22 protein-coding genes and 1 pseudogene are annotated in these 21,587 nt (G+C 53.3%); 11 read left to right on the top strand and 12 right to left on the bottom strand.

Going from position 1 to position 21,587, the window contains the following annotated elements; genetic code table 11:
* Positions 1-2: 2 nt before the first annotated feature.
* The 10 genes and pseudogenes from KO503_RS11200 (at position 3) to KO503_RS11155 (ending at position 12,213) form a co-directional block, all read left to right on the top strand.
* The gene (locus KO503_RS11200; RefSeq protein WP_215991632.1) at positions 3-587 is read left to right on the top strand and encodes an ANTAR domain-containing response regulator; all 585 of its coding nucleotides are present in this window, start codon (positions 3-5) and stop codon (positions 585-587) included.
* Positions 584-1,759: an ABC transporter substrate-binding protein gene (locus tag KO503_RS11195; RefSeq protein ID WP_215991631.1), complete on the top strand. Its 1,176-nt coding sequence runs from the start codon at positions 584-586 to the stop codon at positions 1,757-1,759. The genes KO503_RS11200 and KO503_RS11195 overlap by 4 nt, the downstream gene beginning before the upstream one ends.
* A 283-nt stretch (positions 1,760-2,042) precedes the next feature.
* The gene (locus tag KO503_RS11190; protein WP_215991630.1) at positions 2,043-3,410 is read left to right on the top strand and encodes a CmpA/NrtA family ABC transporter substrate-binding protein; all 1,368 of its coding nucleotides are present in this window, start codon (positions 2,043-2,045) and stop codon (positions 3,408-3,410) included.
* Between the two features lie 57 nt (positions 3,411-3,467).
* Positions 3,468-4,562, top strand: a complete 1,095-nt coding sequence (locus tag KO503_RS11185; protein ID WP_215991629.1) for an ABC transporter permease — start codon at positions 3,468-3,470, stop codon at positions 4,560-4,562.
* Between the two features lie 4 nt (positions 4,563-4,566).
* Positions 4,567-6,258, top strand: a complete 1,692-nt coding sequence (locus tag KO503_RS11180; RefSeq protein WP_215991628.1) for an ABC transporter ATP-binding protein — start codon at positions 4,567-4,569, stop codon at positions 6,256-6,258.
* Positions 6,259-6,438: 180 nt separating this feature from the next.
* Positions 6,439-7,704, top strand: a pseudogene (locus KO503_RS11175) (NAD(P)/FAD-dependent oxidoreductase); the annotation flags it as partial.
* Positions 7,705-7,727: 23 nt separating this feature from the next.
* Positions 7,728-10,379, top strand: coding sequence for a nitrate reductase (locus KO503_RS11170; protein ID WP_215991626.1), 2,652 nt, complete (start codon positions 7,728-7,730; stop codon positions 10,377-10,379).
* Entirely contained in the window at positions 10,376-11,329 is a 954-nt protein-coding gene (locus tag KO503_RS11165; protein WP_215991625.1) for a glycosyl transferase family protein, read from the top strand. Before KO503_RS11170 ends, KO503_RS11165 begins: the two co-directional genes overlap by 4 nt.
* Before the next feature lie 151 nt (positions 11,330-11,480).
* The gene (locus KO503_RS11160) at positions 11,481-11,789 is read left to right on the top strand and encodes a hypothetical protein (RefSeq protein WP_215991624.1); all 309 of its coding nucleotides are present in this window, start codon (positions 11,481-11,483) and stop codon (positions 11,787-11,789) included.
* 70 nt (positions 11,790-11,859) lie between these two features.
* Entirely contained in the window at positions 11,860-12,213 is a 354-nt protein-coding gene (locus KO503_RS11155; protein ID WP_215991623.1) for a hypothetical protein, read from the top strand.
* A 22-nt stretch (positions 12,214-12,235) separates the two neighbouring features.
* Here the strand turns inward: KO503_RS11155 and KO503_RS11150 are convergent, their stop codons facing one another.
* From KO503_RS11150 to KO503_RS11095, 12 genes are all read right to left on the bottom strand, one after another.
* Entirely contained in the window at positions 12,236-13,048 is an 813-nt protein-coding gene (locus KO503_RS11150) for a division plane positioning ATPase MipZ (protein WP_215991622.1), read from the bottom strand.
* Positions 13,049-13,273: 225 nt separating this feature from the next.
* A complete protein-coding gene (gene rpmE / locus KO503_RS11145) occupies positions 13,274-13,495 on the bottom strand; it encodes a 50S ribosomal protein L31 (RefSeq protein WP_215942450.1) in 222 nt (73 codons plus the stop codon).
* Positions 13,496-13,506: 11 nt separating this feature from the next.
* Entirely contained in the window at positions 13,507-13,881 is a 375-nt protein-coding gene (gene rplS / locus KO503_RS11140; RefSeq protein ID WP_215942451.1) for a 50S ribosomal protein L19, read from the bottom strand.
* Between the two features lie 267 nt (positions 13,882-14,148).
* Positions 14,149-14,976: a tRNA (guanosine(37)-N1)-methyltransferase TrmD gene (trmD, locus tag KO503_RS11135; RefSeq protein WP_215991621.1), complete on the bottom strand. Its 828-nt coding sequence runs from the start codon at positions 14,974-14,976 to the stop codon at positions 14,149-14,151.
* Between the two features lie 39 nt (positions 14,977-15,015).
* Positions 15,016-15,792, bottom strand: coding sequence for a hypothetical protein (locus tag KO503_RS11130; protein WP_215991620.1), 777 nt, complete (start codon positions 15,790-15,792; stop codon positions 15,016-15,018).
* A gap of 7 nt (positions 15,793-15,799) precedes the next feature.
* Positions 15,800-16,309: a ribosome maturation factor RimM gene (gene rimM, locus KO503_RS11125; RefSeq protein ID WP_215991619.1), complete on the bottom strand. Its 510-nt coding sequence runs from the start codon at positions 16,307-16,309 to the stop codon at positions 15,800-15,802.
* Positions 16,310-16,386: 77 nt separating this feature from the next.
* Positions 16,387-17,025 carry a 5,6-dimethylbenzimidazole synthase gene (gene bluB, locus KO503_RS11120; RefSeq protein ID WP_290122931.1) on the bottom strand — a complete coding sequence of 213 codons (639 nt, stop codon included), beginning with the start codon at positions 17,023-17,025 and terminating at the stop codon, positions 16,387-16,389.
* A 5-nt stretch (positions 17,026-17,030) separates the two neighbouring features.
* Positions 17,031-17,417 (bottom strand): 30S ribosomal protein S16, encoded by a 387-nt coding sequence (gene rpsP, locus KO503_RS11115; RefSeq protein WP_215991618.1) that lies wholly within the window; start codon positions 17,415-17,417, stop codon positions 17,031-17,033.
* A 44-nt stretch (positions 17,418-17,461) separates the two neighbouring features.
* A complete protein-coding gene (locus tag KO503_RS11110; RefSeq protein WP_215942456.1) occupies positions 17,462-17,758 on the bottom strand; it encodes a chorismate mutase in 297 nt (98 codons plus the stop codon).
* Complete coding sequence (locus tag KO503_RS11105; protein ID WP_215991617.1) at positions 17,755-18,303, bottom strand: GNAT family N-acetyltransferase; 549 nt, start codon at positions 18,301-18,303, stop codon at positions 17,755-17,757. Before KO503_RS11105 ends, KO503_RS11110 begins: the two co-directional genes overlap by 4 nt.
* A gap of 2 nt (positions 18,304-18,305) precedes the next feature.
* Entirely contained in the window at positions 18,306-19,817 is a 1,512-nt protein-coding gene (ffh, locus tag KO503_RS11100; RefSeq protein WP_215991616.1) for a signal recognition particle protein, read from the bottom strand.
* A 282-nt stretch (positions 19,818-20,099) separates the two neighbouring features.
* Entirely contained in the window at positions 20,100-20,636 is a 537-nt protein-coding gene (locus KO503_RS11095; protein WP_215991615.1) for an FMN-dependent NADH-azoreductase, read from the bottom strand.
* A gap of 186 nt (positions 20,637-20,822) precedes the next feature.
* Between KO503_RS11095 and KO503_RS11090 the strand changes: the two genes are divergently transcribed.
* A complete protein-coding gene (locus KO503_RS11090) occupies positions 20,823-21,542 on the top strand; it encodes a hypothetical protein (RefSeq protein ID WP_215991614.1) in 720 nt (239 codons plus the stop codon).
* Positions 21,543-21,587: the final 45 nt, after the last annotated feature.

The raw sequence follows: 21,587 nt of genomic DNA, 5'->3' as shown, positions 1-21,587 counted from the left end.
TCATGGCCAATACCCTTTCCGTTATCATCGTCGAACCCGATCCCGCGCGCGCGCAGCTTATCATTGATAGCCTGTGTGATGCGGGCGATTATGACGTGCATGTCATTGCTGAACCCACGGGGTTGGCGCGTCATATCAAGGCGCATAACCCAGACATCGTGCTGATCGATGTTGAAAGTCCATCACGGGACACACTCGAAGAGCTCACACTTGCATCTGGTCCGCTGGACCGTCCGGTGGCGATGTTTGTGGACCGCTCTGATGATGGTCTGTCCACTGCCGCGATCGAGGCGGGCGTCTCTGCCTATGTGGTCGACGGGTTGCAAAGCCAGCGTGTGAAACCTGTGATCGACGCTGCCATCGCACGGTTCCGCATGTTTCAACGTATGCGGACGGAACTGGCGGAAACCAAGCGCGCTTTGGAAGAACGTAAAGTCATTGATCGCGCTAAAGGCATGTTGATGCGGGCGCGCGGAATTGGCGAGGATGAAGCCTATGCGCTTTTGCGCAAAACCGCGATGGACCAAGGCAAACGTGTGGCCGATGTGGCCAACGCTTTAGTGACTGCTGCGGGGCTTTTGGCATGAAGGGCACGGTTCTCTCTGTTGGTTTCATGCCGCTGGTGGATGCAGCGCCACTGATTGTTGCACAAGAAATGGGGTTCGCTGCTGAAGAAGGTATCGCACTGGATTTGCGCCGTGCGCCATCGTGGTCGTCTTTGCGTGACATGCTCAGTTTTGGCCAAGTTGAAGCGGCACATATGTTGTCACCTGTACCTGTTGCCTCTGCTTTGGGCTTGGGGGGCGCACATGCGAAACTGTCTGCCGTTTCGGTTTTGTCCATAAATGGGACTGTGATTGGTGTGTCTAACGCTTTGGCGCAGAAAATGCGCGGGCAGGGGCATAGTTTTGATTTTCACGACGCTTATGCGGCGGGCAATGCGCTTATCGCGGCTGCAGGCGCGCGATTGCGCATCGGTGTGCCATTTCCATTTTCGATGCATGCGGAACTTTTGTATTACTGGTTGTCCGCGTTGGGTCTTCCCGCGCCGCAGGGTGTCGATATTAAAACGGTCCCCCCGTCGTTGATGGCAGAGGCTATACAGGCGGGGGAAATCGACGCGTTTTGTGTCGGGGAACCTTGGGGGTCTATCGCTGTGGAAAACGGCGTTGGCGAATTGTTATTGCCGGGGTCTGCCATATGGGCGTTTGCCCCGGAAAAAGTTTTGGCCGTGCGCTCTGATTGGGCCGAACAGGAAACGGCCCTGATGGGGCGTTTAATCCGGTCTGTATGTCGCGCTGGGCGGTGGCTGGCCGATCCGTCATCGCGTCTTTTGCGGTCCGAACTTTTGGCACGCCCTGAATATCTGAACGTGTCGTCCGAAATTCTGGATCGGTCTTTTGAGGGACGACTGGTGATTTCCAAAGCAGGTGCTGAGCGTCGCGTCGATCAATTCATGGAATTCAACACTGCGGCGGCCTGTTTTCCGTGGCGATCTCAAGCGGAATGGATTGGTGGGCAGCTCGCGGCGCGTTTGGGGCTTGATCGCCCCGCGGCTTTGGCTGCTGCAGGATCGGTGTTTCGATCTGACCTATATCGCGCCGCACATGCGCGCACCTCCGCAGATATGCCGATTGCATCGGGCAAAGTTGAAGGCGGTGTCGAGGTGCCAACAGCTGTAGCATCAGAATCAGGTCAGATCATTTTGCAGCCTGACAGGTTTTTCGATGGGCGCGTTTTTGAGCCAAATTTGAGCTAGAGCTTAAATAACAAGCAAAATCACTGCGGGTTTTGCTGCAGTTGAAAAAACATCCCATGATGCATTGCGGACTTCGTACCAGAACGGTCCAATGAACTCAGTCGAAGGCAATGGCGCCACGACGCAGAATTATGTTTCCAGTGATGGAATACGAAGAGCAAAGCCGCTCGATACGTTCACCCTCCTCCTCCCGGGTGGGTCGTATCGGCGGCTTTTTTTTGTGTTTGAGGTCGGTGTGCCGAGCAAGCCACCCTCAAGCGGATGACGATAAAGGGACACGGTAATGAAGAAACTACTTATTGGCCTCATCGCCAGCACAGCACTCGCAGTACCCGGTTTTGCCGAAATGCTGGATGTTGAAAAAGACGAACTGACGTTTGGCTTTATCAAATTGACCGATATGGCGCCGCTCGCTGTTGCATACGAGCAAGGCTTCTTTGATGACGAAGGTCTGTTTGTCACATTGGAAGCGCAAGCCAACTGGAAAGTGCTTTTGGATGGCGTGATCGACGGCACATTGGACGGTGCGCATATGCTGGCGGGTCAGCCTTTGGCGGCCACAATCGGTTACGGCACCGAAGCGCATATCGTCACGCCATTCTCAATGGATTTGAACGGCAACGCGATCACTTTGTCGAATGAGGTTTGGGAAACCATTAAGCCGACTTTGCCAACAGATCCTGATGGCAAAATTTCGCACCCAATCTCAGCCTCCGCCTTGCAGCCTGTGCTTGACGATTACGCCGCCAAAGGCAAACCGTTCAACATGGGCATGGTGTTCCCTGTGTCCACGCACAACTACGAGCTGCGTTACTGGTTGGCGGCAGGCGGCATCAACCCTGGGTATTATTCACCTGAGAACGTATCCGGTCAAATCGGTGCAGAAGTCTTCTTGTCTGTGACGCCTCCACCACAAATGCCTGCGACGTTGGAGGCGGGCACAATCGACGGGTATTGCGTGGGTGAGCCGTGGAACCAGCAAGCTGTGTTTAAAGGCATCGGTGTTCCAGTGATCACCGACTACGAGCTTTGGAAAAACAATCCAGAGAAAGTGTTCGGCATCACCAACGAGTTTTCTGAACTGTACCCGAACACAACCAAAGCTGTGGTCAAAGCCTTGATCCGTGCTGCGATGTGGCTTGATGAAAACGACAACGCCAACCGCGCTGAAGCGGTCGAAATTTTGGCGCGTCCCGATTATGTGGGCGCCGATTATGACGTGATTGCCAACTCTATGACGGGGACGTTTGAGTACGAAAAAGGTGATGCGCGCCCTGTGCCTGACTTTAACACTTTCTTCCGTCATAACGCGACTTACCCGTTCTATTCTGACGCTGTTTGGTATCTGACGCAGATGCGCCGCTGGGGACAAATTGCTGAGGCCAAACCTGACAGCTGGTATGATGAGGTTGCGAAATCTGTTTACAAGCCAGAGCTTTACCTCGAAGCTGCAAAGCTTTTGGTCGAAGAAGGTTTGGCAGATTCAGCTGATTTCCCTTGGGATTCTGATGGCTATAAAGCGCCAACACCAGCTGAGGACATCATCGATGGTATCGAGTTCAATGGTGCCACGCCGAATGCTTACTTGGAAAGCCTGCCGATTGGCCTGAAAGGCGAACAGATCGTCTCAGGTTCAGACATCAAAGGTTAATCTTAAGCGGAGCGCCTAAAGGCGCTCCACCTTTTACCGTTTTTAAGGATCGCCCCAATGACTGCCATTGACCCACATACCTTGGACGCAGATAGCATTGCGAAGTCCAAAGAGGCCAAGCGCGCCAGACTGTTCACCCGTATCAACAAGGCGGATAAATGGTTTCAAGTGATCGGCCTCAGCTGGATGACACCGATTTTGAAAGCGCTCGCGGGCGACAACCCACGCGCGCAAGGCAAGGAAATTTGGCGCCTTTTGGGTGTGCCTGTCTTGGCGATCACCGGATTTTTACTGCTTTGGGGCGTTATGGCGCCCAAGGTCGTGACCTCTCTTGGGGCGATCCCCGGACCGGCCGCTGTTTGGGTTGAGGCCAAGAACCTTCATGCAGATGCGATTGCAAAATCGGAAAAGAAAGCCAGTCATGAAGAACGTGTCGCTAAGCGCAATGATCGCTTTATTGCGAATGGCCAGCCTGAAAAAGTTAAGGACATCCCCTACACTGGGTCGCCGTCTTACTACACACAGATTTGGACCTCGATCAAAACGGTGTTCTTTGGCTTCTTGATTGGTTCTGTTATCGCCATTCCTTTGGGTATCTTTGCAGGCCTGTCGCCTTATGCAAACTCAGCCATAAACCCGTTGGTACAACTGTTTAAACCTGTATCGCCGCTGGCGTGGTTGCCGATTGTGACCATGGTTGTTTCTGCCGTCTACACCACCAACGATGGCATGTTTTCCAAGTCGTTTTTGGTGTCCGCGATCACGGTGACGCTCTGTTCGCTTTGGCCCACGTTGATCAACACGGCGATGGGGGTGGCCACCATCGACAAAGACCTGATTTCTGTCTCTAAAGTTCTGAAAATGAACACATACAGTAAAATCACCAAGCTGGTTTTGCCCTCTGCTTTGCCGTTGATTTTCACCGGCTTGCGCCTGTCATTGGGTGTGGGGTGGATGGTTTTGATCGCTGCTGAAATGCTGGCGCAGAATCCCGGATTGGGCAAGTTCGTTTGGGATGAATTCCAAAACGGATCCTCGCAATCCTTGGCGAAAATCATCGTTGCGGTGCTGACCATCGGTATCATCGGGTTCTTGTTGGACCGTGTGATGTTCGCGCTGCAATCCCTGACAACTTTCTCGAACAATCGGTGATCTCATGAGCATTTTAACGTTCGAAAACGTCAACAAAGGCTTCGGCAACGGGCTGACGCGTCAAGAAGTTCTCAAGGATATTTCCTTGGATGTAAAAGAAGGTGAATTCCTTGCCATCCTCGGGTTTTCTGGCTCTGGCAAGTCCACGATCATGAATATGGTCGCAGGTCTGGAAAAGCCCGACACAGGCAGTGTGAGCTTCAAAGGCAAGCCGATTGAAGGCCCCGGTCCAGAGCGCGGTTTGGTGTTTCAATCCTATTCTTTGATGCCGTGGTTGACGGTCAAAGGGAATGTCTTTCTGGCGGTGCATAGCGTCTTTCCAAAGCTGTCCAAGGCTGAGCAAAGCGACAAGGCCGATCACTACATCAACATGGTGGGGCTTGGTCATGCCTCTGCGCGCCGTCCCGCTGAATTGTCTGGCGGGATGCGTCAACGTGTGTCTGTGGCCCGTGCTTTGGCGATGGACCCTGAAATGTTGTTGCTGGACGAACCTTTGTCTGCGCTTGATGCTTTGACACGTGCGAATTTGGCCGATGAGATTTTGGATATTTGGGAGCAGGACAAAAAGACCTGTATCTTGATCACGAACGATGTTGATGAGGCTATTTTACTGGCGGATCGCATTGTGCCGCTCAATCCTGATGGCACGCTTGGTACGCCTTTTGTGGTCAATATTCCACGTCCTCGCGACCGTGGAGCAATGAACAACGATGCGGGATTCAAAGCCTTACGCGTTGCTGTGACGTCTTACTTGATGGATGTCGGGATCACCGCCAAACACGAAGAATCGCGCATCTTGCCAAATGTAACCCCGATCCATTCTGTGCCTGCTGCCGTGACCAAAGCGCAAGAGGGCATGATCAAAGATCGTTACCTTGATTTCTCGCAAATTCACAAAATTTACCCGACCCCCAAAGGGCCGCTGACTGTTGTGGAAGACTTTGATCTTAAGGTGAACCGTGGCGAATTTATTTCGGTTATCGGCCACTCTGGTTGCGGCAAATCCACTGTTTTGACGATGGCGGCAGGTTTGAATGATATCTCGAAAGGTGTCATCAAACTTGATGGGTATGAGGTGCGCGGTGCGGACCCTGAACGCGCGGTTGTGTTCCAATCTCCGAACCTGTTCCCGTGGCTCACAGCCAAAGAAAACGTCGCCATCGGTGTGCATAAAGTTTATCCCAACGCCAGCCAAGCTGAACGCCAAGATGTGATCGAATACTATCTGGAACGTGTGGGGCTGGCAGACGCGATGGACAAAGAAGCGCATTCTATGTCCAACGGTATGAAACAACGCGTTGGTATCGCTCGCGCCTTTGCTTTGTCGCCCAAATTGCTGCTGCTTGATGAGCCCTTCGGTATGCTTGACAGTCTTACACGGTGGGAATTGCAAGAGGTGCTGATGGAAGTGTGGGAACGCACAAAAGTCACCACGATCTGTGTCACGCATGACGTGGATGAGGCGATTTTGTTGTCGGACCGTGTGGTCATGATGACCAATGGGCCGCAAGCGACAATCGGCAAAATCACTGACGTCAATTTGCCACGCCCACGCACCCGCAAAGCGCTGCTTGAGCACCCTGATTACTATCACTACCGCCAAGAGGTTCTCGATTTCTTGGAAGAATACGAACATGGGGCCAAGCCAAAACCAAAAGTGCAAACGCCTACCGTGAAATCAGTCGCAGCCGAGTAACCAACATGGATGCGTAAAGACCTTGGGCTGTTTTTGGTATGCGCTTGAGAAATGTTTGTGCGGCTGTTGGTTGCCCAAACACAAAGGCACTCGAGGCCCGTAGCCTGTGGTGTCTTGTCTGACGCGATGAATGATGTCGCCCATGCAAACGCATAGGGCACAGTTAAGAAAGCCCGAACTATGCCACAAAAACTTGTCATCATCGGCGCTGGAATGGCGCCTGGTCGTTTGCTTGACCATTTGATCGCGGCTGATCCGCAAGCTTATGATGTGACGCTGTTCAACGCAGAAAAGCGTGGCACTTATAACCGTCTTATGTTGTCGCCTGTTTTGTCAGGTGAAAAGACCTATGCGGATATCGTCACACATGATGACGCTTGGTACGTCAAGCATGGTGTGACGTGCCGATTTGAAGAGCGCGTGCTATCGATTGATCCGATGGCCAAAATGGTGGTCGGGGAAAAGGGCAGTGTTGCCTATGACAAGCTGGTGATCGCCACAGGGTCAACACCATTTATGATCCCCATTCCGGGGCATGATTTACCCGGCGTGATCGCCTATCGCGATTTAGAAGACACTGAGGCGATGATCGCGCTTGGGCGCAAACCTGACGCCCGCGCTGTTGTGATCGGTGGCGGTGTCTTGGGGCTTGAGGCTGCGGCCGGCATGGCTGCGCGCGGTGTCAACGTGACGGTGGTGCACAATGCGGGTCATATTATGAACCGCCAACTCGACGCACCAGCGGGTGGCTTGCTGAGAGCTGATCTTGAAGCGCGGGGTATACAGGTGCTCTGCAATGCCGCGTCGACTCAAATTGTGGCGGGCATTGATGGCCGTGTACGTGCCTTGCAATTGGCGGACGGCACGGAGCTTGCCTGTGATCTTTTGGTGATGGCTGTTGGGATCAAGCCCAATGTGTCCGTGGCAAAGGACGCAGGTTTGGAGGTGAACAAAGGCGTTGTTGTCGATGATCGCATGCAAACCTCGAACCCGAACATTTTCAGCTTGGGCGAATGTGTAGAACATAAAGACGCGCTGTTTGGGTTGGTGGCCCCGCTTTATGATCAAGCCGAGGTCTTGGCCAAAACCCTGCTGGGCCAAAGCGCGCAGTTCGTGCCCAAAGAGCTGACGACCAAGTTGAAAGTCACCGGTTGCGATTTGTTCTCTGCCGGAGATTTCGAAGATGGTGATGATCGTGAAAGCATCGTGTTTCACGACAAAATACGGCGTGTCTATAAGCGGCTGGTGATCAAGAAAAACAAACTTATAGGTGCTGTTCTTTATGGTGAAACTGCCGATGGCGTGTGGTTCTACAACCATATCACAGCTGGCACAAATGTGGCGTCATTGCGTGATCAGCTCATATTCGGGCCTGCTTTTGATGCAGATCACACGCAACTGCCTCAGTCTGCGATCACGTCAGACATCGCGCGCGCCGCTTCTATTCCGATGATTCAAGAAAGCCTACAATGACACTGCCTTGCCAATCAAACGAAACGCGGTCCACCTGTCCTTATTGCGGAGTTGGCTGCGGTGTTTTGCTTAAACCTGACGATCAAGGCGGGTTAGCTGTGCGCGGTGATCCTGAGCATCCTGCCAATTTCGGGCGTTTATGTTCGAAAGGCTCTGCTTTGGGCGAAACCGTGTCGCATGAGGGCCGCTTGTTGTCCCCACAAATTGACGGCGTAGACACCGATTGGGACACAGCGTTAGATTTGGTAGCGCAAAAGTTTAAACAGACCATCGCAGAACACGGGCCTGACAGCGTTGCATTTTACGTTTCTGGCCAGCTGTTGACCGAAGACTATTACGTTGCCAATAAGCTGATGAAAGGCTTCATCGGGTCTGCCAATATCGACACCAATTCGCGGCTGTGCATGGCCTCTACCGTGGCGGGGCACAAACGTGCTTTTGGCACAGATACAGTGCCCGGAACCTATGAAGACTTGGAGGCAGCAGATCAAATCGTACTGGTCGGATCAAATTTGGCATGGTGCCATCCGGTTTTGTATCAACGCATCGTGGCCGCGCGTGAAAATAACCCCGATTTGAAAATCATCGTGGTCGATCCACGCCGCACCGCAAGTTGCGATCTGGCTGATTTGCATCTGCCTTTACGCATAGGCTCCGATGTGGCTTTGTTCAACGGGTTGCTGGCTGAAATCGCATCGCAAGGTGCTATCGATCAGAGCTATCTGACGTATGTGAATGGCGCGGATGCTGCGATCCAAGCCGCAAGGGGGGGCGACCCAACTGTCACGGGCCTCGCGCCTGAGACCTTGCAGCGTTTCTATGATATGTGGATCAACACGCCCAAAACCGTCACGGTGTTTTCCCAAGGCGTCAATCAATCCTCTGCGGGTGCAGATAAGGTCAATGCGATATTGAACTGCCACCTTGTGACGGGGCGTATCGGCACAAAAGGCTGTGGGCCGTTTTCTGTCACAGGACAACCCAACGCCATGGGCGGGCGCGAAGTTGGCGGTTTGGCCAATATGTTGGCCTGTCATTTGGACATCGAAAACCCTGTGCATCATGCGGCCGTTTCTGAATTTTGGCAGACAGATCATGTGGCATCAAAATTGGGCCTGAAAGCCGTCGACATGTTCGAGGCTGTGGGCGATGGGCGCATCAAGGCGCTCTGGGTCATTCACACCAATCCGGCTGTCTCAATGCCGGATGCTGACAAAGTGGTCGCGGCTATGAAATCTTGCGATTTTGTTGTCGTCTCTGACATCACCGCAGCCACAGACACCGCGCGCTTGGCGGATGTGCTTTTGCCCGCAAGTGCATGGGGTGAAAAAGACGGCACCGTCACCAATTCGGACCGTACCATTTCGCGCCAGCGTCCCGCTATGGCGGCGCCAGGGCAAGCGCGGGCTGACTGGGATATCTTAGCCGATGTCGGCCGTCGCATGGGCTGGGGCGGTGCTTTTGATTTCAAAGTACCTGCTGATATTTTTCGCGAATATGCGGATATGTCGCGCCTTGGTACGGTCTTTGGCAAGGACTTTGATATCTCTGCTTTGAGCGACATCGACAATACTGCCTATGATAGTCTTGTACCGCAGCGCTGGCCGATCACGCATGCGCGTCAAGGCGGCCGGTTTTTTGCCGATGGGCAGTTTTTCACGGCGGATGGCAAGGCCAACATGCTGCCGCTGACCTATCGCGCCCCTGCGGCCAAAACCGGCAAGCGCTATCCTTTGCGCATGAACACAGGTCGCATTCGTGATCAGTGGCACACCATGACCCGCACGGCGCTGTCGCCACGCCTGTCGGCGCATTTGGCTGAGCCATTTATAGAAATTCACCCCAACGACGCAGATGCCGCAGGGATCAAACCATCGATGCTTGTGCAGGTTAAAAGCCCCGCAGGGTCGGGCATTTTGCGCGCGATGATCACAGACCGCGTGCGCCAAGGCGATGTGTTTGCACCGATGCATTGGACGGGCGAGACCGCCCCCAGTGCACGCATAGACGCCCTTGTGCCGCCTGTCGTTGACCCTGTCTCAGGCCAGCCGGAAAGCAAAGCCGCCGTGGTGGCTGTGACGCCATTTGAGGCCGAATGGTACGGCTTTGCTGTGTCGTCCGATGAGGTTGCGCCCAATTGTGATTATTGGGCACGCGCCAAAACCCGCACAGGCTATCGCTTGGAATTGGCTGGCGCTGTCACCCCTAAAGATTGGGAAGCCGAGGCGCGTCGCATGTTCGATCTGCCCGACATGCCAGCGCAGATAATGATCGATGCAAATTCTGGCACTGCACGTTTGGCGTTTTATGATGGCACAGTGCTCAAGGCGGCTTTGTTTATCTCGAAGCATCCTGTGGCTGTGATGCGCGACTATCTTGCCACCTTGCCCACAACCGATGCACCACACGCGATTGCGGGCGTGTCGCCTGCGGATCAACCAAATCCGGGCGCTGTCGTTTGTTCTTGCTTTAATGTGGGCATCAATACGATTGTAACTGCAATTGAAGCCGATGGGTTGATGAGCGTCGAAGCCGTTGGCAAAGCCTTGCAGGCGGGCACGAATTGTGGCTCTTGCAGACCTGAGATTGCTGACCTGCTTGAGAAAGTACGGGAGGCGCAGACACAAGCGAAAGAGGCAGCAGAATGACATTAGCCCCCCATGTGCGCACATTAGGTCGTGGCCCAGGACGCTCGCGGTCGCTGACACGTGACGAAGCCTATGACGCGATGCGGATCATTCTAAGTGGTCAAGCTGCTCCTGAATCTGTCGGAGCTTTGTTGATGCTCTTGCGCATGAAAGGCGAGGTTGCAGATGAGATCGCGGGGTTTACCCAAGCCTTGCGTGATGACCTGCCCAATGCCCCCAAACCTGACCTTGATTGGCCCAGCTATGCCGCAGGGCGCACGCGTGGCCTGCCATATTTTCTGCTGTCCGCCAAATTGGTTGCAGCTGCAGGCCATTCCGTTTTGATGCATGGCTTCAACGGCGAAGGCGAGGCGGCCCAGACCATTCGCGATGCGCTGCCCTATGCTGGTATTCCTGTCTGCGACGATATCGGCGGGGCGACTGCCGCGCTTACTGCTGAAAATATCGCTTATCTGCCGCTTGAAAACTTCGCGCCGGAATTGCACCGTCTTTTACAGTTGCGCCGCGACTTTAACCTTCGTTCTTGCCTCAATACAGTCAGCCGGATGCTCAACCCCGGTGCCGCTGATGCCAGTGTGCAAGGGGTCTTTCACCCCTCATATCGCGAGCTTCAGGCGGATGCGTCTAAATTGCTGTCGCTGACATCTCTGACGGTGATCAAAGGCGGCGGAGGCGAATTTGAACGTAATCCGTCGAAAGACGTCGTTGCCTTTGGCCTGCGCGGTGGTGCGTCTTGGGAACACAGTTATGTCCCTGATTTAGAGGCTACGCGTAAACTTAATGATGGTGAAACGGACCCCAAGCGATTGCGCGACCTGTGGGACGGTACCGCAGATGATGCTTTTGCCGAAGGGATCGTTATCAGCACTGCGGCATTGGCCTTGGACACTTTAGGGGTTTCAAACCCGAATGGCACAGCACGATCTTTGTGGGCCACACGTGCGCAATAATTCATTCTTGAAAGGACTCCTAAGGGGCCAATTGGAGATGCCTTTGACGTAATTTACGCGCAAAGAACCACATTTGTTTCCGCGATCATGCCCGATTTTCGCCTTTTTGCACTGCGAAGCTTAATCAACAGCAATGAGATTGGGATCGAACATGGCACTTTTAGAAAATGCACGGCTTTCTTTTGAAATTTGGTCAAACGGACTTAGTGCTGCGGATAGTCTCGCTCTCGGCGTGATCGGGTTTGGCCTGATGATTTTTGCGGTGGCCGCTTTATTGATCCAGCGGCATTTTGAAAAGAGAGCACGAGAGAAAAACCAGATAACACAGTGTTCGCGTACGAGCCGTCCAGTATTGGGGGTGCGTCACAGCCATATGCCTTGCGACGATAGTAAATCTGGACGCCTTTTGATCGGGCAAAAGAAAGATCCGTTTTTGTCGCGTCTTGAGCGTTTGGCGTAAGGAAGTCTCAACTATTTTTGGGCACAGTGATTTTAGCGGTACGAATAGGTGAAAAAATAGAATGTTAAAAATGGTCATTCAGGCAGTGATACTTTCTGCTGCAGCACTTTTCTTTATTTTTTCGAAATCTGACGGGCTTCGGGCAGCGTCGAAAACGGGCGATCTTTCATCCCTCGCGCAGGTTGCGGACAATAGTCACGACACAGGCTTGTCTGACTTGGGCGTTATCTCAGAGCGATTTCAGAATGGCGTGAATTGGGCCAAGTATGATCCGCGTCGCCTTTGGCAAGACCGGCCAAAATCCATTCGCCTCAACACCAAAACCATTCGGGTTGATCCCACTGACGCAGGGCAAGACCTTGTCGCCATTATGGCAGCCAAAGGTCTTGATCCATCAACCGTGACAACTGTTCAATTGGATTGAAGTTCTCTATTGGACCGGTGTGCTAAAAATTAATGTCAACGCCCGGTAAATCTAGTGTTTTCATCAGGTCACGGACCTCTTGACGGGCAGCGACATTCGAAATGTTAAGTGCATTTTTGACGCCGATCTCTTTGAGATCTAGCAGGGTCAAGCCGCGTGGAAACAGTTCGCGAAAGATAACACGTTCAGAAAAACCTGGAGATACACGAAAGCCGATGCGCTTGGACAGATCGTTCATCGCGTCGCCGATTTTTTTCTTGTTGTGCATGTTCTGCGCACCAAGACGGTTGCGCAAGACGACCCAGTCGATGGGTTTAAGTCCCGCGGTGGCACGCAATTGCCGCGCATTCCAGACCATTTCAGAATACACGGATGGTCCCATGATTTTATTGGTTTCAGGGTCAACCCGCGCCAGCAAATCGAAATCGATATAGCTGTCATTCATAGGGGTGACCAAAGTGTCGGCCAGTGAATGGGCGACTTGGCTCAAGCGTGTATGTGATCCTGGGCAGTCGATCAAAATGAAATCACATGTTTCTTTCAAGTCCGCGACAGCCAAAGACAGCCGGCGGTCATACATGTTTTCGCCTTCATCAAGGTCAGAGGCATCGACATCGGGTAGATCGCGATATTCTGGTGTGGGAAGGTCAAAGCCTTCGCGCAAACAGAACGCCAAGCGGTTCTCAAGGTAGCGTGCCATGGTTTTTTGGCGCAAATCCAGATCCAGCGCCCCAACACGGTGCCCCATGCGTGACAAGGCTGTTGCGACATGCATAGATACGGTCGACTTACCCGCGCCGCCCTTTTCATTGCCTACGATGATAATATGAGCCACGTGTCATTCACCTTATTTGCGGCGCGCTTATATCGCACGCTCCTGTTTCGCGTTGTCTCTATATGCCGCCGTTGGCCGTATTGGTGCAAGAGCAATTGCGAAACTGAGCTCAATTGAAAAGGGATTGTTGCCTGCATTACGTGCAGATCAGAGTTGGTGCATGGCCACAAAAAAACGCCACTCCAAGGAGCGGCGTTTTCTGTAATACAGTCAAAGGTATTTGGCTTAGAAGCCAAGACCTGCGTATTTGTTTTTGAACTTGGACACACGGCCGCCAGCATCGAGAAGACGGGAGCTGCCGCCATTCCATGCAGGGTGTGCAGTTGGGTCGATGTCGAGTGCAAGCTGGTCGCCCTCGGAACCCCAAGTGGATTTCATTTGAACCACTGTACCGTCTGTCATTTTGACGTTGATCATGTGGTATTCTGGGTGTGTATCTTTTTTCATGATAGTGCCCCTTACGCCTTTGGCGCTTTGTAGTTGGTGACTTCAGAGATACGTGCGGATTTACCGCGACGATCGCGCAAGTAGTAGAGCTTCGCACGGCGCACACGGCCACGACGCACAACTTCGATGCTGTCGATGTTGGTTGAGTGCAGCGGGAATACGCGTTCTACGCCTTCACCGAATGAGATTTTGCGAACTGTGAACGAGCCGGCGATGCCTTTGCCGTTCTTACGAGCGATACAAACGCCTTCGTAGTTCTGTACACGAGAGCGCGTGCCCTCAGTGACTTTGTAACCAACGCGGATGGTGTCACCCGCTTTGAAATCTGGAATAGTTTTGCCAAGAGCAGCAACCTGCTCGGCTTCCAGCTGTGCGATAAGATCCATCGCTATTCTCCAATATATGCTCACGGTATTTTCCGTGAAGGTGTGTACGTCCCCAGAGCTCTGTGTCTTCTATCGGGTCCATCAGATGATGCCCGCCAGAGGGTTCAGATCGTTTTCATTTGTCGCGTCTGCTATGGGGCAAGATCTTGTGCCGAAGAAAGCACAAATGCCAATACACAAACGGTCCGGTGACTGATTCCAATCCCGAACAGTCGGTGTATAGGCGCGAATTGTGGCTTGGACAAGCATGGAATGGCGCGGCTTGTGCTATTTATGTTTGACGTATTCGGTCCACATATCTGGCCGTCTGTCTTTGGTGATGTCTTGCGCCATTTTCAGACGCCAGTCCGCGATTTTTCCGTGGTGACCAGACATCAGTACTTCGGGAATTTCATGCCCGCGCCAGTCTTTGGGGCGGGTATATTGCGGGTGTTCCAACAGGCCGTTTGAATGGCTTTCGTCTTCTATGCTTTGGGCATTGCCGAGCACACCGGGCAAGAGCCGCACGGTGGCGTCGATCATCGCTGTCGCGGGGATTTCACCACCGGTCAAAACGAAATCGCCCAACGATATCTCTTCGATATCAAAATGTTCAATGACCCGTTCATCAAGGCCTTCGAAACGACCACAAATCAGGGTGACACCTTCAGCTTCGGACCAACGTTTTGCCGTGGCCTGATCAAAGCGTTTGCCGCGCGGGGATAGATAAACCAGTGGCCATTTTTTGCGATCTGTCGGCAGGCCGTTCATCGCAAAGTCCACAGCTTTGCCCATGATATCAGGACGCAAGACCATACCTGCACCACCGCCCGCAGGCGTGTCATCGACATTGCGGTGCTTGCCTTCGCCGAAGATACGCAGATCAATAGGCTCGATCTGCCACAGCCCATCTTGCAGCGCTTTACCTGTCAAGCTTTCGCCCAACATTCCTGGAAAGGCGGTTGGCAAAAGCGTGATAATTTTGGCCTTCCACATGCCCGCGATGTCAGGCGTGTCTTGCATCAATTCGCGCGGTTGCGCAGTTGGGCGCACAGCCAAACGGCCGTGGGATTTGGTGGCAAGCTTAGGGGCGGTGTTGGGTGTATCTGTGCTCATAGGCCCATATAGACGCGCGAGGGTGCAAAGGGAAAGGGCTTAGGGGGCTGTACGTAAGATCGCCGCTCTAGCCGTTTTAAAATCCTCGCCCCAAAGTTTACGACGATTGAGCTCTAAAAGCTGCGCACGCGCGTCATCGCATAAGGAAACATTCACATTTTCGGGCAGTATCAGGTCCGAGCGCAGATGCGTCAACTTGAGAATATCTAGCAGGGGATCAATAGGATGATTGAGGTCTTCTATCGCTTTGGTGTGAACGACCCGATCACCTAAGCGGGCGCGTAGATCGTTGATAATCTTGTCATGATCTGCTGCGGCTGCGTATTTTGCGACATAGTCATCAAGGCTCATGGTGGATCGATTGTTTTTCAGTCGTTGCCAATGGCATGAGGCCAACCATCCTTCACGCCGTGTCGTGTAATATGTCTCAAAACCGTCTGCATCGCCCACGACATCGCCCCAAGCATCGCGGATTAATTCCATCGCAATTGGTGCCGGTTCGTATTTGCCTACGCCTGAGGCCCCCGGGAAGTGCCCCGCAAGGCTTTCACTACTGACCAACACGGGACGTGGATCATCTAGGTCTATAAGCGAAAAAAATGCACGCGCATGGGCGGTGATATTGGCTTTCGTGTCTTTGCAGCGATTGCCCGAGAAATCTAAAACTGCTTGTGACAGCGCTGAAATCAACGCCCCTTGTTGCAGGTACAGTTCAACATGGGGCAACAGCAATGCGCTGTTTTGGGCAAGCGTGGCCTGTAGGGTTTTCGTACCTGTTTTGTGAAACCCTGCATGTATGACGACACGCCTGCTCATGTGCTCTTTACTCGAATAAACCTTCGGGTGGGTCAGCGATAATGCGTTTGCTGGCCAAGTCGACGGTCGGGACGGCGGCCTTGGTGAAGGGCAGCAAGGCAGGTTCGCGTAGATTTGGCGCATGGACCTCTAACAGATCGCCAGCACCGTGATCGACCACAAGCCGCACTTCGCCCAATTTGGTGCCGCCAGTGTCAAAGACTTCGAGGCCAATCAAGTCGGTGTAGTAATATTCATCATCGGGCAAAGAGGGCAGTTGATCACGGTTTGCAAAAACTGTGACGCCTTTGAGCGCATCGGCATCTTCTTTGGTTTTGACGCCAGATAAAGACACGACAAAGCCGTTCTTGATCGATTGTTTTATGGTTACGTCAAAGCTGCGCGTGCCGTCTTCGGTGAACAGCGGGCTGTAGTCAGCAATCGCTTGTGGGTCCGCGCAAAAGGATTTGAGGCGCACATCGCCGTGGACGCCAAATGACCCTGCGATGGCCCCAACGATAATTCTCGGTTCGCTCATAGCGTGCTCTTTCATAGTCTAAGGCCATTTACCAAAACCCGAGAGTGCGGCTTTGGGTAAAAGGCTTTTGCGTCAGATTACCGTGTCTCAAGTTTCGGGCAAGGCAAACGTTCTTCCCAGCCCAGCTGTTCAAGTTCCGGGTCCAACCCCTCAGATTCGGGATGCCCGATACACAGATAACCGACCAATTCCCAATCGTCAGCAATGTCGAGATCCGCTTTCAGGCGCGCGGCATCTAAAATAGACACCCAACCCAGCCCAAGCCCATGAGTGCGCAAGGTCAGCCAAAACTGCATGATCGCGCAGACGACAGAATATCGGCGCATTTCAGGCATCGTTCCTGCGCCAAGACCTTTGCCCTTTTGGGTGGCTTCGTCGCAAAAGACGGCCAAATGAATGGGGGCATCTTGCAGACCGGCCAGTTTCAATCCGGCATAGAGTTTCGCCGTGTCACCCGTATAACCGCGCAACGCCCGCGTGTTGGCGGTCTCGAAATTATCAAGAACCGCCGCGCGGGCGTTATCACTTTTGACATCCACAATCCGCCAAGGCTGTGACAGTCCGACGGATGGGGCCAAAGAAAAGCTCGTCAGGCATATGTCCATAATCTCTGGATCGACGGGGATGCTGCGAAAACGCCGCACATCGCGCCGCAATCGCATCACCTTTTCAAGCGCTATGCGCTCGTTGTCGGTAAAAGACGTGGACAGGGCCAAGGGGCTTATTCCTCAGCAGCAGCCTCGGCAGGTGCCGCAGCAGCTTCAGCCGCGTCAGCAGCTTTTTGAGCTTTTTCTTCAGCACGCTCTTGTGCTTTTTTGCCTGGAACAGCTTTTTTCGGGTTGTTACGTTCAGTTTTAGCAACAACACCAGCCGCTTCGAGCATACGTACAACGCGGTCTGTTGGCTGTGCGCCTTCGCCCAACCAGTATTTTACGCGATCGAGATCCATGATCACGCGCTCTTCGGAATCTTTGGCCAAGAGTGGGTTGTATGTGCCGAGTTTCTCGATGAAACGACCGTCGCGTGGCATGCGTGAGTCAGCTGCTACGATACGGTAAAAAGGGCGTTTTTTAGAGCCACCGCGGGCGAGACGAATTTTCATAGACATAGTGAATTCTCCTGATTGAGTAAGGGACCGGATCGAAGTGCCGGTTATTCTTGGTGTTTTTCGTGATGATGGATAACTTCCTGAATGATGAATTTCAGGAAAGCTTTTGCGAATTCCGGATCAAGGTCTGCGCGTTTTGCGAGATCCTCAAGGCGGGCAATTTGTTTGGTCTCACGCGCTGGATCAGAGGGCGGAAGATCATGTTCGGCTTTGAGTTTGCCAACCGCTTGGGTGTGCTTGAAACGCTCACCAAGGGTGTAAACAAGGATTGCATCGAGGCGATCAATGCTCTCGCGATGTTCTTTAAGGACCTCTTGGGCCAAGGCGATTGGATCACTCATGCGTAAGCCTCCATTCCGCCATCCATCAAGGCCGAAGCCTCTGGGTGGCGGTATACAACTGTTTCATCCAAAGTTTCCCCATCGGGGCGCGCGGCTGTATCATCGCGCAGCGCACCAAGGCGTGTGGCCAAGGCGATGGATCGCGTGTTTTTTGGATCGATGTAGGACACAAGCGTGTCTTGGCCAAGCTCTGCATAGGCAAAGTCACGCGCCATTTGGGCGGCCTCAAAGGCGTAACCTTTGCCCTCGCCTTCAGCGGTCATCATCCAGCCCAATTCCAATTCGGGGAAATGGTCTGGCTTGAGCAATGCCACTTGGCCAACAAACTTGCGATCTTCTAAGGTCTCAACGCCCCAAGCCCCATGGCCAAACAAAGACCACTGCGCCACGTCAGAGCAAAAGCTGAACCATGCTTGACGGCGTTTGAGTTGCCCCATGTAACCCGCACGGTCAGAGGCAAAGACATCGGCGTAAGCGTCGAAATCTGAGCTGACATGCGCACGAAGGCGCAAGCGTTGGGTTTCTATGGTTGGGGCTGTGGTCATGGTTATTTCTTCTTACCCAATCCCGTGAGATTGCCGGGCAAACCCATGCCGCCGCCAAGACCAGGCAGGCCCATGCCGCGCGGCATAGCGCCTTGCAGGGCTTTGGTGGCTTCGGCCATTTTCGCGGGATCCATATCTTCCAAACCTTGAGGGCCGCCTTTGCCGATCATGCCTTTCATGGCCTGTTTCAGCATGCCGCCTTTGCCCATTTTGCCCATCTTTTTCATCATGTCCGCCATTTGACGGTGCATTTTCAAAAGCTTGTTCAATTCTGACACTTCAAGACCCGCACCTTTGGCGATACGTTTCTTGCGCGAAGCTTGCAACAGCGCGGGGTTGGCGCGTTCACGTTTGGTCATGGATTGGATCAGAGCAATTTGGCGTTTGATGGTTTTATCTTCAAAGCCACTGTCTTTGACCTGCTTGGCCATTTTGCCCATGCCTGGCATCATTCCCATGAGACCTTCCATGCCGCCCATTTTGAGCATCTGCTCGAGCTGCATTTTCATGTCGTTCATGTTGAACTGGCCTTTGGTGAAGCGGCGCATCATGCGCTCTGCTTGCTCGGCCTCGATGGTCTCTTGGGCCTTTTCAACAAGGGCAACAATGTCGCCCATGCCAAGAATACGGCCAGCGATACGATCAGGAGTGAATTCCTCGATCGCATCCATTTTTTCGCCAAGACCGACGAATTTGATCGGCTTGCCAGTGACAGCACGCATAGACAGCGCAGCACCACCGCGTCCGTCACCATCCATACGGGTCAGAACGACGCCGGAAATGCCAATGCGGTCGTTAAAGTTTTCGGCTGTGTTGACTGCATCCTGACCGGTGAGACCATCAACCACGAGCAAGGTTTCGCGTGGGTTGGTCACATCACGGACGGCTTCGACTTCGGCCATCAGTTCGTCATCGATAGACAAGCGGCCAGCCGTGTCGAGCATGTAAACGTCATAGCCGCCCATGGTCGCTTGTTGCTTGGCACGCTTGGCGATGTCGGCAGGTTTTTGGCCTGCAACGATCGGCAGAGTGTCGACGCCGATTTGTTGGCCCAAGACTTCAAGCTGTTGCATCGCCGCAGGGCGGTACACATCGAGCGAGGCCATCAGGACGCGCTTGCCTTGTTTTTCTTTCAGACGTTTTGCCAGTTTCGCAGTCGTTGTGGTTTTACCACCACCTTGCAGACCGACCATCAAGATCGGGGCAGGGGGATTGTCGACTTTGAGCAGCTCTGCGTTTTCTTCAGAACCGCCGCTTAGCACATTGACCAATTCGTCGTGGACGATTTTGATCACCTGCTGGCCAGGGGTCACGGACTTGGTAACAGCTTGGCCCGTGGCGCGGTCTTGCACGGCTTTGACGAAATCGCGGGCCACAGGCAAGGAAACGTCAGCTTCCAAAAGGGCCACACGCACTTCGCGCAGTGCTGTTTTGACGTCATCTTCGGACAACGCGCCTTGGCTCGTCAGCTTGTCAAAAACACCGGAGAGGCGTTCGGATAGATTTTCAAACATGCCGGCCCTCCTAAGACCTTAAAGACTGATGTGCCTCATGTGAGGATGAGGCGGCGACGTTCCAAGACAATTTGCCAAACGATGAGCGCCCCCGTGGGCGCAACGCGCTGACGGAGGGCGATCCCGGCTTATGCCATGGGACCGGAAGTCTAGGTGCTTCCGGAGAGTTGTGCTTGCATTACGCTGACGTGCGAGGTGAGTCAAGCGCTGTGCCAATGGCATCTCTATATAATAAGGCGCACCCTATATATAGTGCGCCTTAGAACGTTTGGGTTCGTGCGATTAGGCCGCAAGCGCGGCAATCTGATCCTCCGAGGTCACAAAGCTCACGTCAGTGATTCCGATAAAACCAAGAATGTGACGCAAATAGGTTGATGCAAAATCATAGTCCGCGCCCAATGGGGTGCCACCGGATGCGAAAGCAACGATGGCCTTCTTGCCTGCCAGTTTTCCGACAGGGCCGTTTTCTGTATAGTTGAATGTACGCCCGACGCGCGCAACTTGATCGATCCATGCTTTCATTGCGGCAGGAACGCCAAAGTTATAGACGGGCAGGCCTATGGCGATAACATCCGCGGCAATCAGTTCATCCACCAATGCGTCTGACAAGGCCAAGATGTCTTTTTGCGTGTCAGTGCGGTCCTCTGCAGGCGTGAAGTTCGCCCCAACCCATGCCTCGTTGATATGGGCAATGGATTGAGACAGATCACGTTCCGTTGTTATGTCAGCGTTCAATGATTGAACGATTTGCGCCGTTAGTTTGCGCGATGCTGAGGTCGCGTGACGTGCTGAGCTGTTGATCGTAAGTACATGTGTCATGAAATATCCTTGGAGTTGAAGGCGCGTTTTATCTGAGCACAAGAATTAGGGACGCTTTGAAATCGACGTAAGTCGGTATTCTCGCGCATAAAGCGTTCGCAAATGAACCTTGAATGCAGGGGGGTGCCTAGACGTTTTGCAGGATCGAGCTACACTCCCTAAAAACACAAACAGGCCCCACGGATCATGTCCCATACTTCAGTTCTTATCGTCGGCAGTGCCCCAAACGCGCCCGAGGTCGCCTCTTGGGATATCAGTGGTTTTGACGCGGTTGTCGTTATAAACAACGCTTGGCAAGCGGTGCCACAATGGACGCATTTCATCCACCCAGAGGACTTTCCACCAGAGCGTCGCCCACAAGAAATCCCTCAAGGACGTCTGCAAATCGGTGCTGATACTTATGTACCTGCGCAAAATAAATACGGTGGATTTGTTTATGCAGGCGGCACGATGGCGTTTACGTCTGCCTATTGGGCGCTCGATGCGTTTCGCCCCGATGTTTTGGCATTTTTCGCCTGTGACATGGTTTACCCAAAGACGGGCGCGACCCACTTTTATGGCTCAGGCGCGGCAGACCCGCTGCGCAAAGACCCGACGTTGGTGTCGCTGCGTGCCAAAGCACGACGGTTGCAAGTTTGCGCGGCGCAGCAAGGCTGTGCTGTTGTAAATTTAAGTGCTGGAGAGAGTGTGTTACCTTATCCGCGTTGTGACAAATCTGATGCGTTGCGCGATGTGGAGGCCGAGATATACGACATTGCTGTCGCAAGCGAGGCCGCATCACTTGAGCGGCAATTCGACTATTTCGTGCCATCGGGCAGGTATTGGGAACAGATCGACCGGTTTGAGGCGGATGTCATCGCAAAAATTGATGCAACTTGGCTGCGCGCCTTTGGTGAAACCCGCTGAGGCCCAGACATTTTTCAGTCGCGACTTTCAGCCGAGAGGTCATAG

The sequence above is a fragment of the Pacificibacter marinus genome (genome assembly GCF_018860505.1).
Taxonomy (GTDB): Bacteria; Pseudomonadota; Alphaproteobacteria; order Rhodobacterales; family Rhodobacteraceae; genus Celeribacter; species Celeribacter marinus_B.
The sequence above is the reverse complement of the archived record's forward strand: the minus strand, read 5'-3'. Positions and strand labels throughout refer to the sequence as shown.

Coding starts and splice junctions, on each gene's coding strand:
- KO503_RS11185 (WP_215991629.1), top strand. CDS start 3,468: ATGACTGCCATTGACCCACATACCTTGGACGCAGATAGCATTGCGAAG.
- KO503_RS11180 (WP_215991628.1), top strand. CDS start 4,567: ATGAGCATTTTAACGTTCGAAAACGTCAACAAAGGCTTCGGCAACGGG.
- rimM (WP_215991619.1), bottom strand. CDS start 16,309: ATGAGCGAACCGAGAATTATCGTTGGGGCCATCGCAGGGTCATTTGGC.
- rpmE (WP_215942450.1), bottom strand. CDS start 13,495: ATGAAAAAAGATACACACCCAGAATACCACATGATCAACGTCAAAATG.
- KO503_RS11160 (WP_215991624.1), top strand. CDS start 11,481: ATGGCACTTTTAGAAAATGCACGGCTTTCTTTTGAAATTTGGTCAAAC.
- rplS (WP_215942451.1), bottom strand. CDS start 13,881: ATGGATCTTATCGCACAGCTGGAAGCCGAGCAGGTTGCTGCTCTTGGC.
- KO503_RS11105 (WP_215991617.1), bottom strand. CDS start 18,303: ATGACCACAGCCCCAACCATAGAAACCCAACGCTTGCGCCTTCGTGCG.
- rpsP (WP_215991618.1), bottom strand. CDS start 17,417: ATGTCTATGAAAATTCGTCTCGCCCGCGGTGGCTCTAAAAAACGCCCT.
- KO503_RS11155 (WP_215991623.1), top strand. CDS start 11,860: ATGGTCATTCAGGCAGTGATACTTTCTGCTGCAGCACTTTTCTTTATT.
- KO503_RS11170 (WP_215991626.1), top strand. CDS start 7,728: ATGACACTGCCTTGCCAATCAAACGAAACGCGGTCCACCTGTCCTTAT.
- KO503_RS11110 (WP_215942456.1), bottom strand. CDS start 17,758: ATGAGTGATCCAATCGCCTTGGCCCAAGAGGTCCTTAAAGAACATCGC.
- KO503_RS11190 (WP_215991630.1), top strand. CDS start 2,043: ATGAAGAAACTACTTATTGGCCTCATCGCCAGCACAGCACTCGCAGTA.
- KO503_RS11165 (WP_215991625.1), top strand. CDS start 10,376: ATGACATTAGCCCCCCATGTGCGCACATTAGGTCGTGGCCCAGGACGC.
- KO503_RS11200 (WP_215991632.1), top strand. CDS start 3: ATGGCCAATACCCTTTCCGTTATCATCGTCGAACCCGATCCCGCGCGC.
- KO503_RS11095 (WP_215991615.1), bottom strand. CDS start 20,636: ATGACACATGTACTTACGATCAACAGCTCAGCACGTCACGCGACCTCA.
- KO503_RS11130 (WP_215991620.1), bottom strand. CDS start 15,792: ATGAGCAGGCGTGTCGTCATACATGCAGGGTTTCACAAAACAGGTACG.
- KO503_RS11090 (WP_215991614.1), top strand. CDS start 20,823: ATGTCCCATACTTCAGTTCTTATCGTCGGCAGTGCCCCAAACGCGCCC.
- trmD (WP_215991621.1), bottom strand. CDS start 14,976: ATGAGCACAGATACACCCAACACCGCCCCTAAGCTTGCCACCAAATCC.
- ffh (WP_215991616.1), bottom strand. CDS start 19,817: ATGTTTGAAAATCTATCCGAACGCCTCTCCGGTGTTTTTGACAAGCTG.
- KO503_RS11195 (WP_215991631.1), top strand. CDS start 584: ATGAAGGGCACGGTTCTCTCTGTTGGTTTCATGCCGCTGGTGGATGCA.